The sequence below is a fragment of the Bordetella saccharivorans genome (assembly GCF_045862855.1).
Classification (GTDB): Bacteria; Pseudomonadota; Gammaproteobacteria; order Burkholderiales; family Burkholderiaceae_B; genus Bordetella_A; species Bordetella_A petrii_F.
On record NZ_BAAFZO010000001.1, the window covers coordinates 2,557,373 to 2,568,967 of the forward strand.

At 67.2% G+C, this 11,595-nt stretch carries 14 protein-coding genes; 5 read left to right on the forward strand and 9 right to left on the reverse strand.

All coding sequences use genetic code 11. From position 1 onward, the window contains the following. Positions 1 to 9 precede the first annotated feature (9 nt). Positions 10 to 756: a TerC family protein gene (locus tag ACKTT0_RS12230; protein WP_407850163.1), complete on the forward strand. Its 747-nt coding sequence runs from the start codon at positions 10 to 12 to the stop codon at positions 754 to 756. A gap of 15 nt (positions 757 to 771) precedes the next feature. On the opposite strand, the gene ACKTT0_RS12235 is transcribed toward ACKTT0_RS12230, so the two are convergent. After that, the gene (locus ACKTT0_RS12235; RefSeq protein WP_407850164.1) at positions 772 to 1,575 is read right to left on the reverse strand and encodes an alpha/beta fold hydrolase; all 804 of its coding nucleotides are present in this window, start codon (positions 1,573 to 1,575) and stop codon (positions 772 to 774) included. Positions 1,576 to 1,698: 123 nt separating this feature from the next. On the opposite strand from ACKTT0_RS12235, the gene ACKTT0_RS12240 reads away from it, so the two are divergent. Beyond that, positions 1,699 to 2,196 (forward strand): YbaK/EbsC family protein, encoded by a 498-nt coding sequence (locus tag ACKTT0_RS12240; RefSeq protein WP_407850165.1) that lies wholly within the window; start codon positions 1,699 to 1,701, stop codon positions 2,194 to 2,196. 18 nt (positions 2,197 to 2,214) lie between these two features. Then, positions 2,215 to 3,120 carry an EamA family transporter gene (locus ACKTT0_RS12245; RefSeq protein WP_407850166.1) on the forward strand — a complete coding sequence of 302 codons (906 nt, stop codon included), beginning with the start codon at positions 2,215 to 2,217 and terminating at the stop codon, positions 3,118 to 3,120. A gap of 22 nt (positions 3,121 to 3,142) precedes the next feature. Here the strand turns inward: ACKTT0_RS12245 and ybgF are convergent, their stop codons facing one another. The 8 genes from ybgF to ACKTT0_RS12285 all read right to left on the reverse strand — a co-directional run bounded on the left by ybgF (position 3,143) and on the right by ACKTT0_RS12285 (position 10,282). Continuing rightward, complete coding sequence (gene ybgF, locus ACKTT0_RS12250; protein WP_407850167.1) at positions 3,143 to 3,823, reverse strand: tol-pal system protein YbgF; 681 nt, start codon at positions 3,821 to 3,823, stop codon at positions 3,143 to 3,145. An 85-nt stretch (positions 3,824 to 3,908) separates the two neighbouring features. Next, complete coding sequence (gene pal, locus ACKTT0_RS12255) at positions 3,909 to 4,412, reverse strand: peptidoglycan-associated lipoprotein Pal (protein WP_407850168.1); 504 nt, start codon at positions 4,410 to 4,412, stop codon at positions 3,909 to 3,911. A gap of 33 nt (positions 4,413 to 4,445) precedes the next feature. Beyond that, a complete protein-coding gene (gene tolB, locus ACKTT0_RS12260) occupies positions 4,446 to 5,765 on the reverse strand; it encodes a Tol-Pal system beta propeller repeat protein TolB (protein WP_407850169.1) in 1,320 nt (439 codons plus the stop codon). A 16-nt stretch (positions 5,766 to 5,781) separates the two neighbouring features. After that, on the reverse strand, positions 5,782 to 6,927 hold the full coding sequence (gene tolA / locus ACKTT0_RS12265) for a cell envelope integrity protein TolA (RefSeq protein ID WP_407850170.1): 1,146 nt from the start codon (positions 6,925 to 6,927) through the stop codon (positions 5,782 to 5,784). Between the two features lie 35 nt (positions 6,928 to 6,962). Continuing rightward, on the reverse strand, positions 6,963 to 7,412 hold the full coding sequence (gene tolR / locus ACKTT0_RS12270; RefSeq protein WP_407850171.1) for a protein TolR: 450 nt from the start codon (positions 7,410 to 7,412) through the stop codon (positions 6,963 to 6,965). Then, positions 7,412 to 8,086 carry a protein TolQ gene (gene tolQ / locus ACKTT0_RS12275; protein WP_407850172.1) on the reverse strand — a complete coding sequence of 225 codons (675 nt, stop codon included), beginning with the start codon at positions 8,084 to 8,086 and terminating at the stop codon, positions 7,412 to 7,414. The genes tolR and tolQ overlap by 1 nt, the downstream gene beginning before the upstream one ends. A gap of 2 nt (positions 8,087 to 8,088) precedes the next feature. Further along, a complete protein-coding gene (gene ybgC / locus ACKTT0_RS12280; protein WP_407850173.1) occupies positions 8,089 to 8,511 on the reverse strand; it encodes a tol-pal system-associated acyl-CoA thioesterase in 423 nt (140 codons plus the stop codon). A 40-nt stretch (positions 8,512 to 8,551) separates the two neighbouring features. Further along, positions 8,552 to 10,282 (reverse strand): proline--tRNA ligase, encoded by a 1,731-nt coding sequence (locus tag ACKTT0_RS12285; protein ID WP_407850174.1) that lies wholly within the window; start codon positions 10,280 to 10,282, stop codon positions 8,552 to 8,554. A gap of 65 nt (positions 10,283 to 10,347) precedes the next feature. Between ACKTT0_RS12285 and ACKTT0_RS12290 the strand changes: the two genes are divergently transcribed. Next, on the forward strand, positions 10,348 to 10,920 hold the full coding sequence (locus ACKTT0_RS12290) for an RNA pyrophosphohydrolase (RefSeq protein WP_407850175.1): 573 nt from the start codon (positions 10,348 to 10,350) through the stop codon (positions 10,918 to 10,920). Beyond that, positions 10,901 to 11,587: a response regulator gene (locus ACKTT0_RS12295; protein ID WP_407850176.1), complete on the forward strand. Its 687-nt coding sequence runs from the start codon at positions 10,901 to 10,903 to the stop codon at positions 11,585 to 11,587. Before ACKTT0_RS12290 ends, ACKTT0_RS12295 begins: the two co-directional genes overlap by 20 nt. Positions 11,588 to 11,595 lie beyond the last annotated feature (8 nt).

The following is an 11,595-nucleotide window of genomic DNA, read 5'->3' on the forward strand; positions in this document are numbered from 1 at the left end:
GGAGGGCTCATGGACTACCTGATTTCGCTTGCCCAGCAACCTGCCGCCTGGGCGGCGCTGGCTACCCTGATCGCCATGGAAGTCGTGCTCGGCATCGACAACCTCATCTTCATTTCCATCCTCACCAACAAGCTGCCCGAGCACCAGCAGTCCCGCGGGCGGCGCATCGGCATCGGCCTGGCGCTCATCCTGCGGCTCGCGCTGCTGGGCACGGTGGCGTTCATCGTGCGGCTCACCACGCCGTTGTTCACGCTGTTCGACCACGGCTTTTCCTGGCGCGACCTCATCCTCATCGCCGGCGGGCTGTTCCTGGTCTGGAAGGCCACCAAGGAAATCCACCACCACGTCGACCCCAACCCCGAGGGCGACATGTTCGAGGGCAAGACCGCCACCATCAGCTTCGCGGCCGCCATCGGCCAGATCCTGATGCTGGACCTGGTGTTCTCCATCGACAGCATCATCACCGCGGTTGGCATGACCGAGCACATTCCCATCATGGTCATCGCTGTCATCGTCGCGGTCACGGTCATGCTGCTGGCGGCCAACCCGCTGGCCAACTTCATCCAGCGCAATCCCACCGTGGTCATGCTGGCGCTGGGCTTCCTGCTCATGATCGGCATGACGCTCATCGCCGAGGGCTTCGGGGCGCACGTGCCCAAGGGGTATATCTACGCGGCCATGGCGTTCTCGGCCTTGATCGAAGGGCTCAACATGATGGCGCGGCGCGCGCGTGCGCGCCGCAAGGCGTCCGCCTGAGGCGCCGGCCGGGCTTCACGCCAGGAAGTTCTCGATCGCCGCGTTGAAGGCGCGTGGATTGCCCAGGTTCATGCCGTGCGACGAGCCGGCGATCACTTCCTTGTGCGCGGCCGGCAGCCATTCCGACAGCATGTCCAGCACGGCGGGGTAGGGCTGCGGACTGAGCGCGCCGCCGATCAGCAGCGTGGGCAGCGCCAGCCGCTGCACTTGTTCGCGGCCCAGGGCCGGCAGGGTTTCCCGCGCCTGGCCGCCCAGCGTCGAGGCGTTGTCGCGCACCATGTCCTTGAACCACGGCACCATGCGGCGCCAGGTGTCCGGCCCGGAAACGGTGTCGACGAACAAGGCGAGTCCCGCATCCACCTCGCCGGCGTCGATCAGGGCCAGCGCCCGCTGCCGGAACCCGCCGCGCTGGTCGTCGGCGCGGCCGGGCAGCGGCAGGCCTGGGTCGGCCAGCGTCAGGGAGCGCACGCGCTGCGGCGCCCGCAGGGCCGCCTCCAGCGCCACCCGGGCTCCGCGCGAGTGGCCCACCACGTGCGCCGCGCCTTCGCCGACTGTCTCGATGAAGCCCAGCAGGTCCTCGACATGCTGCGCCAGCGAGAACTCGCCGCCGTTCCACTGCTGCGGCCAATAGTGCCGCAGGCTGGGCGCCAGCACCCGGAACGAGCGGCCCAGCGGCGCCATCTGCGATTTCCAGTACCGGCAATCGCACAGCGAGCCGTGCACCAGCACCAGCGGCGTGCCGCGCCCGTATTCGGTGTACGCCATGGCGTAGTCGTTCACGTCGACGGCTTGCAGGGGCAATTCGGGTTCTGAGCGCATGGGGACCGGTACGAGGATGCCAGCGCGTGATTCTAGCGCCCTTGCCGCCGGCCGCTGTTACACTCGGTGGCCTTGTCCCGCGGCCGGCACGCGCCGCGCCGCACGCCAATGGAACCTTCACGCATGTCCGCTGAAAACGCCCTGTCCCTGCCCGAGTCGGCGCAGCGCGTAGCCCGCCTGCTGCAAGACCTGGGCCACGAGCATCCCGTCGTCATGCTGCCGCAAAGCGGCAAGACCTCCGCCGAGGCCGCCCAAGGCCTGGGCTGCGAGGTCGCGCAGATCGCCAAGTCCATCATCTTCCGCCGGCGCGCCGACGATGCGCCGGTGCTGGTCATCGCCAGCGGCGTGAACCGCGTGGACGAAGCCAAGGTGGCCGGCCTGGTAGGAGAGCTGGCCAAGGCGGACGCGCGCTTCGTGCGCGACATGACCGGCTATGCGATAGGCGGCGTCTGCCCCATCGGCCACACCGTCAAGCCCGCCATGCTGCTGGACCAGGACTTGTTCCAGTTCGACACGCTATGGGCCGCCGCCGGCCATCCGCATGCCGTGTTCCGGCTCAGTCCGCAGCAATTGGCTGGCATGACCGGCGCGCCCGTGGCGGACGTGGCCCTGCGCGCCTGATCGCCGGGACGCGCTGCCATGGACTGGACCTGGGTCTGGATTCCCGCCACCCTCTTCGCCGCCGCTGCGCAGGCCGGGCGCAATGCCGTGCAGCGCAGCCTGACCGCCACCCTCGGCACGCTCGGCGCCACGCAGGTGCGCTTCCTGTTCGGCTTCCCGTTCGCGCTGCTGTTCCTGGGCGCGGTGCTGGCCATTGGCGGCGAAGCCGCGCCGGGCGTCAACCGCGAGTTCACCTGGTTCGTCCTGGGCGGCGCGCTGGCCCAGATCGCCGCTACTGCGCTGATGCTCGCCGCCATGCGCGAGCGCTCCTTCGTGGTGGTGACGGCGTGGACCAAGACCGAGCCGGTCCAGGTGGCCCTGTTCGGCTTCGCCGTGCTTGGCGATCCCCTGTCGCCCACGGGCATCGCCGCGGTCATGCTGGCCACGCTGGGCGTGGTGCTGATGTCGGTGAATCCGGCCTCGGCCGCCGGCCGGGGCAGCCTGCGGCCCGCCTTGCTGGGCCTGGTCTCGGGTGCGTTCTTCGCGCTGTCGGCCATCGGCTTTCGCGGCGCCATCCTGGCGCTCGACAGCGGCGGATTCGTGCTGCGGGCGACCTGGACGCTGGCCTGGTCGCTGGGCGTTCAGACGCTGTTGCTGGTGGCCTGGATGGCCCTGTTCAATCGCGCCCTGTTGCTGGCCTGCATGGCCGCCTGGCGGGCGTCGATCTGGGGCGGCCTGCTCGGGGCCTCGGCCTCGCAGGGCTGGTTCATCGGCTTTTCCCTCACGGCCGCCGCGAATGTGCGCACGCTGGGGCTGGTCGAGGTCCTGTTCGCCCAGCTACTGTCGCGCCGGCTGTTCTCGCATGCCGCCAGCCGCCGGGAACTGGCCGGCATTGCGTTGATTGTCGTGGGCGTGGGCCTGTTGCTGGCGGTGTCGGCCAGGTAGGGCGGGCTGGCCGCCGCTACCTCTACTGCAGCAACTGCAGGCGACTCTGGGCGGTCTCGGCCGCCGGGGTGTTGGGGTAGTCCTTCACGATGCGTTGCAGGGACGCCTTGGCGCCGGCGCGATTGTTCAGCTCGATCTGGCTGCCCGCGATCACCAGCAGGGCATCCGGCGCCCGCGCATTGTCGGGCGACTGCTGCACCAGCGCATTCAGTTCTTCGATGGCGCCCTTGTAGTCCTTGACGGCATAGCGGCTGCTGCCCAGGTAGAACTTCGCCGTGGGCGCCAGCTGGCTGTCCGGGTACAGGGCCAGGAACGCGGCCAGCGATTCGCCGGCTTCCTTGTACTGGCCCTTGCGGAATTGGTCGATGGCGCCGTCGTAGGCGGCCTGTTCATTGGGGTCGCCAGCCGTCACGCCCGGCGGGTTGGTCGCGCCCTGGCCAGGTTGCGCGCTGGGTTGCTGGCGCGACAGCAGCTCGACTTGCTCGCGCAGCTGGGCAATTTCCTGTTGCATCGACTGCAGCTGGTCGGCGAGCTGCAGGCGTGCGCGCTGGTTCTGTTCGTTCTGCTGCTGGACCTGCTTGCGCAGATCCAGGATGGCCCGGCGGGCTTCATCGTCGGAAAAGGCATGGGCGGGAGCGGCGGCGGCCGAGGCCAGGATGGCCGTCGCGACCAGGGTACGCAGGGACGGGACTTGAGCGCGCATGGGGGTTTCCACAGTCTAAAAACAAAAACGTCGGAACGGCCGCTTGACCGTTCCGACGCGCGGCAGGGCTAATGCGCCGATATGCTTAGCGCTGGTACTCGATATCAGCGCGGCGGTTCTCCGCGTAGTCGGCCTCGGAGGTGCCGGTGGCGCGGGGCTTTTCCTTGCCGAAGCTGATGGTCTCGATCTGCGCGTCGCTGACGCCCAGCAGGGTCATCATGCGGCGCACGGCGTCGGCACGGCGCTGGCCCAGGGCCAGATTGTATTCGGCGCCGCCGCGTTCGTCAGTGTTGCCCTGGATCTGGATGCGCTGCTGCTGGTTCGAAGCCAGGTAGCGGGCGTGGGTCTCGACCAGGCTGCGGTACTGGTCGGGCACCGTGTAGCTGTCGAAGTCAAAGTACACCGAGCGCTGTTGCGCCAGGATGCTTTGCGGGTTGAACGGGTCCATGATCTGGCCCGAGGCGGTGCCTTGGCCCGTGCCGGTGGAGCCGGTCTGACCGGACTGGTCATCAAGCGGGACGGAGCTGCAGGCGGCCAGGGTGGCAGCCAGGGCGGCAATGGTGAGGCTTTTGGCAATGCGCATCTTCATGATTGTTCCTTTTCCAAAGAAGGTCATACGCGTTTATCGGGTAAATGGTCCCCAAGTCGGCTCACGTATTTCCCCATTCAGTACCGAGAGCGTCTGCCGCACGCGACCATCGCTGGACACGCCAGCCAATACGCTGCGGCCGTTCTGGACCGCGGCATAAAGTATTTGCATGCCGTTCGGCGCGAAACTTGGGGCCTGGTCGTCACGACCGTCGGTCAACAGGGTTTCAGTGCCGGAGGCAAGCTGGAGTGAGGCGATGCGAAACGCGCCGTCGCGTTTTGCAACGTACAGCAGCGTGGAGCCGTCGGGGGAAATTCGGGGTGAAATGTTGTAACTACCGTTAAAAGTCAGCCGACGGGCATCGCCTCCGTCGAGGCTGGTTTGATAGATTTGCGGTCCACCGCTGCGATCACTGGTAAAGATAATGGAACGGCCATCGGGCGTAAAGATCGGTTCGGTGTCAATGCCCGGAGAACGCGTCAGACGGCGCATATTCGAGCTTCCGTCGGCTCCGACGATGTAAATTTGCGACAAACCGTCCCGCGTCAGGGCCACCGCCAGCTTGCTGCCGTCGGGCGACCAGGCCGGGGCGCTGTTGTTGCCCTTGAAGTTCGCGACCGGGATGCGCGCGCTGGTGGCCAGGGTGTGCACATAAACCACAGGCTTGCCGGATTCGAAGCTCACATAGGCCAGTTTGCTGCCATCGGGCGACCAGGCGGGCGAGATCACGGGCTCGCGGGACCGCAGGGCCACTTGCGGGTTCTGGCCGTCGGCGTCGGCCACCTGCAGCTCGTAGGTATTGCCGCGCTTGAGTACGTAGGCGATGCGGGTCGAGAACACGCCGCGCACGCCGGTGATCTTTTCGTAGATGCGGTCGGCGATCTGGTGCGCCACCCGGCGCAGTTCCTGTTCGGAGCCGGAGAACGCCACGCCGTCGAGCTGGCCCTTCTGGACGGTGTCGGCCAGGCGGTAGCGCACGTCGTAGCGGCCGTCGGCGCCGCGCGTGACGCTGCCATAGGCCAGGAAGTCGGCGCCCTTGTTGCGCCAGTCGTCATGGGCGATGGGCGAATCGACATTCAGGCCCGAGCCGGCGGCGCTGATCAGGCGGAACTGGCCGGTACGGGTCAGGTCGGCGCGGATGACCTCGGCGATTGCCCGGCCATGGACGTCATCTACCGCGAAATCGGCGATCGCCACCGGATACTGGGTGGCTCCGGTGCCCGAGATATCGACCCGCAGCTGGGCGTGGGCCGGCTGCCAGACCAGCAGGGCGGCGGCCGTCAGCAGGGTGAACAGCGCGCCGTACATGCGCGCGAGCCCTGGTGGAAAGGGGCGGCTGGAGGCGGGAGTCATGGTCAGCAATCTCCTGTCAGTCATACATGCGGTACACGACATCGATGACGGGCGCGTAGCGGCCTGTCGAGGGTTTGGGGAACGGGTTGCAACGCCGGATGCCGGTTTCCACGGCGCGGTCGAAGCCGCTGTTGCCCGACGAGCGCGTCAGGGTCACATTGTTGACCTTGCCGTCTGAACTCAACTGTACCCGGTATTGGGCGGTGGGGTTGGCCGAGCCGCTGCGGGGCGGGGTCGGATACGACACGCCTGGCCGCACGCAGGCGCGCACCTTGGCGCCGTAGCCGTCGTCGCGGCCGCCGCCGGCCTGGTTGCGGTCGGCGGTGCCGCCCGGGATCCCGGCGGCGCCCAGCGCGTCATTGCGGAAGGCCTCGCGCAGGGCTTTGTCGGCCGCGGCTTTCTTGGCTGCGGCCGCTTTTTCGGCGGCAGCCTTCTTGGCCGCTTCTTCCTTGGCTTTTTTCTCCGCCGCCGCTTTCTTCTCGGCAGCGGCTTTCTCGGCCGCGGCCTTCTCCGCCGCCTTTTTCTCGGCCGCGGCCTTTTCAGCGGCGGCTTTTTCCGCGGCGGCCTTCTCGGCAGCGGCTTTTTCGGCGGCCGCCTTCTCGGCAGCGGCTTTCTTCTCGGCCGCAGCTTTTTCAGCCGCGGCCTTTTCGGCGGCCTTGCGTTCCTGGTCCAGGCGCTGCTTTTCCTTCAGTTCGGCCTGGCGGCGTTCTTCCTCCAGGCGAGCCTTTTCCTTGGCGGCCTCGGCTTCCTGGCGGGCCTGCTCTTCCTGCTCGCGCTTCTTGCGCGCTGCTTCGAGCGCGATTTCGGGATCGGGCTGCGGCGGCATGGGGCGCTCTACCGGCGGCGGGGCGGGCTGCGGCTGCGGCTCGGGCTCCGGCTCGGGCTGCGGCGCCGGCTCCGGCTGCGGCTCGGGTTCGGGCCGCGGTTGCGGCGTTGGCTCGTCGGGCTGTTCTTCCGGCGGCGGCGAGTCGGGCGAGTCGCCCGCGGCCCACAATTCGACCTGCACCGGGCCAGGGTTCTCGGAATGCCAGTTGACACCGAAAATGAGGGCGACCAGCAGCAGCAGGTGCACCAGGATGGCCAGCCCCAGCGCCTTGCGGTTGTCCTGCTTGGCGGGCGCGGCCGGCGCGGTGCTGTCGTGTCGGATGATAGGCGGCGTCATAAGCGTTGCGAAAGCGGCGCGTCCAGGGGGGCGCATCAGCGCTTTTGGGGTTCCTGCGCGGCTCCGCCCTGGTCGACCAGCAGGCCCAGCCGCGTTACCCCATTGCTGCGCAGCTCATCCATGATCTTGACCACGGTTTCATAGGGCACCTTGCCGTCGGCCGCGATCACCACCGGCGTTTCGGCCGTGATGCGCTGGCGTACCTGGTCGACCAGCTGGTCGCGCGGGATGTCCTGCGGCGTGGCGCCCGCTTCGCGCATGCGCAGCGCCACCTGGCCGTCTTCCGAGATCTGCACTTCCAGGGGTTTGACCGGCACGTCCGAGGCCTGCCCGACCGAGGGCAGGTTGATCAGTCCGGGGGTGATCAGCGGCGCGGTGACCATGAAAATCACCAGCAGCACCAGCATCACGTCGATATACGGCACGACGTTGATGTCCGCTTTCATGCGGCGGCCCGCGCGGCCGTTCGAACGTACCGAAGGCATCAGCGCACCTGGCGTTGGAGGATGTTCAGGAATTCATCGACGAAACTGTCGAAGCGGATCGACAGCCGGTCGATGTCGTGGGTGTAGCGGTTGTAGGCCACCACCGCCGGGATGGCCGCGAACAGGCCGATGGCCGTGGCGATCAGCGCCTCGGCGATGCCGGGCGCCACCGAGGCCAGGGTAGCCTGCTGCATGTTCGACAGGCCGATGAAAGCGTGCATGATGCCCCACACGGTGCCCAGCAGGCCGATGTACGGGCTGACCGAGCCGGCCGAGGCCAGGAAATTCAGGTGCGATTCGAGCGAATCCATCTCGCGCTGGTAGGCGGCGCGCATGGCGCGGCGGGGGCCGTCCAGCATGGTGTTGGCGTCGCCGCCGGCGCGGCGTGCCTTCAGGAATTCCGTCATGCCTGCGTCGAAGATGCGCGCCAGCGCGCCCTGTTCGTCGCGCCGGCTGGCGACCGCCTGCTGCAGCATGGACAGGTCGCCGCCCGACCAGAAATCGTCCTCGAAGCGGCGGGTCTGGGCGTGCGCGCGCTTGATCGCCAGCCGCTTGGCGAAGATGTAGGTCCAGGACATGATGGAAATGCCCAGCAGCAGCAGCATGATGAGCTGGACGGGGACGCTGGCGTGCGCGATCAGCGAAAGCAACGACATGTCGTTGGTGACTTGCATGGTTATTCCTGAAGGGATTCCAGTTTGGTGCGGACCACTGCCGGCAGGGCCGCCGGCCGCATGTGCACGGCGTCGACACAGCAGACTTGGATATTGCCTTGCGCGAGCAGTTCCCCGTCGCGCTCGGCGCGTTGGGCGAAATCGATCGACGCGCGGCCTACTCGGGTGACGCGGCTGCGTATGATAAGCAAATCGTCCAGCCGGGCCGGTTTACGGTAAGACATGTCCAGGGAATGGACGACAAACAGCCGGCCTTCGCCGGCGACCAGCGCCGATTGCTCCACGCCCAGTTCGCGCAGCCACTCGGTGCGCGCGCGCTCCATGTACTTCAGGTAGTTGGCGTAGAACACCACGCCGCCCGCGTCCGTGTCTTCATAGTAGACACGGATGTTCAGGGCGGATTCGGCGGACTTCGGTTCGATCACAATGGCAATGGCAGCGCTCGGTGCCCGCGGGCGGGGCGGTCTACAGCGTTTCCAGCCTGGCCAGCACCTGTTCCAGGGCCGACCCGGCGGGAATCCGCGCGGCTTCGCTTTCGCGGCGGGCCTGCAATTCCACCACACCGTCGTTGAGGCCGCGTTCTCCAACTGTTACTCGCAGTGGCACGCCGATCAGCTCCCATTCAGCGAACATGACCCCTGGCCGGGCGTCACGATCGTCCAGAATGACATCCACGCCGCGAGCGCGCAGTTCGTCATATAATTTTACAGATTCGTTACGTACGGTTTCACTTTTCCCCCAGCCCACCGGGCAGATCACCACTTCGAACGGCGCAATGGCGCGCGGCCAGATGATGCCGCGGGCATCGTGGTTCTGCTCGATGGCGGCGCCGGCGATGCGGGTGATGCCGATGCCGTAGCAGCCCATCTGCAGGGTGGCCGGCTTGCCGGTCTCGTCCAGGAAGGTGGCCTTCAGGGCGTCCGAATACTTGGTGCCCAGGAAGAACACGTGGCCGACCTCGATGCCGCGCTGGATCGCCAGCCGGCCGGTGCCGTCGGGCGCCGGGTCGCCCTCGACCACGTTGCGCAGGTCGGCCACCAGTTCGGGCTCGGGCAGGTCGCGGCCCCAGTTCGCGCCGGTGTAGTGGAAGTCTTCGCGGTTGGCGCCGCAGACGAAGTCGGCCATGTTGGCGACGGTGCGGTCGGCCACCACGCGGACCGGCAGCGCCGTGCCGATCGGGCCGAGATAACCCGGCTTGCAGCCGAAATGCGCGACGATTTCGTCTTCGGTGGCAAAGCGGAAGCCGGCCAGCCCCGGCAGCTTGCCGGTCTTGATCTCGTTGAGCTCGTGGTCGCCGCGCAGCAGCAGCAGCCATACCTGCACCTTGCCGGGCTCGGGCTCGGTGGCCAGCACGATGGATTTCAGGGTGCGCTCGAGCGGCAGGCCCAGCAGGCGGGCCACGTCCTCGCACTTGGCGGCGCCCGGAGTGGGCACCGCTTCCAGGGGCTGGCCGGCCGGCGCGCGCTCGGCCAGCAGGCCGGGCGCCTCGGCCAGCTCGATGTTGGCGGCGTACTGGGAGTCGGGGTTGTAGACCAGCAGGTCTTCGCCGGTGTCGGCGATCACCTGGAATTCATGGCTGCGCGACCCGCCGATCGAGCCGGTATCGGCCGCCACCGCGCGGAATTCCAGCCCGAGCCGGCCGAAGATGCGCATGTAGGCGTCATACATCCTGTCGTAGCTCTGCTGGGCGCCAGCTTCGTCGCGGTCGAATGAATAGGCGTCCTTCATGGTGAACTCGCGGCCCCGCATCAGCCCGAAGCGGGGGCGGCGCTCGTCGCGGAACTTGGTCTGTATATGGTAGAAGTTCAGCGGCAGCTGCCGGTAGCTGTGGATCTCGTTGCGGGCGATGTCGGTGATGACTTCTTCCGAGGTCGGCTGCAGCACGAAATCCCGCTGGTGGCGGTCCTTGATGCGCAATAATTCGGGGCCGTATTGCACCCAGCGGCCGGACTCCTGCCACAGCTCGGCCGGCTGGACCACCGGCATCAGCAGCTCGATGGCGCCGGCGGCGTCCATTTCCTCGCGCACGATGGCTTCGATCTTGCGGATCACCTTCAGGCCCAGCGGCATGTAGGTATAGATGCCGCCGGCCAGCTTGCGGATCATGCCGGCCCGCGTCATCAGCCGGTGGCTGGCGACTTCGGCCTCGGCGGGGGCTTCTTTCAGCGTGTTCAGGTGGTAGGTGGATGCGCGCATATTTAAAGGTGGCTGCAGATACGTATAATCGACCGTAATTGTATTGAATTCGGTGGGGGTGGCCCATGCTCGATCGTGAAGGCTACCGCCCCAATGTCGGCATCATTCTCGTCAACGGTAAAAACGAGGTCTTTTGGGGCAAGCGAATCCGGGAACACGCATGGCAATTCCCGCAAGGCGGCATCAAGTACGGCGAAAGCCCGGTGCAGGCCATGTATCGCGAACTCCACGAGGAAGTGGGCCTGAAGCCCGAACATGTCCGCATTTTGGGGCGCACGCGCGACTGGCTGCGTTATAACGTGCCGGATCATTTCGTCCGGCGTGAATGGCGTGGCCACTATAAAGGACAAAAGCAGATCTGGTTCCTGCTGCGGCTGGTCGGCCGCGATTGCGACGTGTGCCTGCGTGCCACGTCGCATCCCGAGTTCGACGCCTGGCGCTGGAGCCAATACTGGGTGCCGCTGGATGCCGTCATCGAGTTCAAGCGCGAAGTCTACACGCTGGCGCTGAACGAGCTGTCCGGCATCCTGTTCCGCCGCCAGCACGAAACCCGCTATCTGCGCCAGCGGGTGCATGGCCAGTCGCGCGCGGCCGAGAACGCGCCGGACCCCGACAACCATGCGCATCTTGCTGGTTGAAGACGAACTCGAAATGGCGTCGTGGCTGGTGCGCGCCCTGGCGCAAAGCGGCTTCACGCCCGAGCATGCGCCCGACGCCCGCACCGCCGAGGCGCTCATGGCCGAGCACGAGTACGACGCCATCGTCATGGACCTGCGCCTGCCCGACAAGCACGGGCTGGTGGTGCTGCGCGACATGCGCGGGCGCGACGACCGCACGCCGGTGCTGCTGCTGACCGCGCAAGGGGCGCTGCAGGACCGCGTGCGCGGGCTCAACCTGGGCGCCGATGACTTCCTCACCAAGCCGTTCGCCCTGGAAGAGCTCGAGGCCCGGGTGGCGGCGCTGGTGCGGCGCAGCCGTGGCCGGCAGTTTCCCCGCCTGCAATGCGGCTCGCTGTCCTACGACGGCGAAAGCCGCGCCTTCACCCTGGACGGCGCCCTGTTGTTCCTGACCCCGCGCGAACACGCGGCGCTGGTGGCGCTGCTCACGCGCAGCGGCTATCCGGTCGACAAGGCCCAATTGTTCGACAAGGTCTTCACCCAGGACAGCGAAGCCAGCCTCGACGCCATCGAAGTGGTGCTGCACCGCCTGCGCAAGAAGCTGGCCGGCAGCGACGTGCGCATCGTCACGGTGCGCGGCCTGGGCTACATGCTGGAAAGCGTCGCCAGTGAGCCCGCCGGAACCTGACCGCCCGC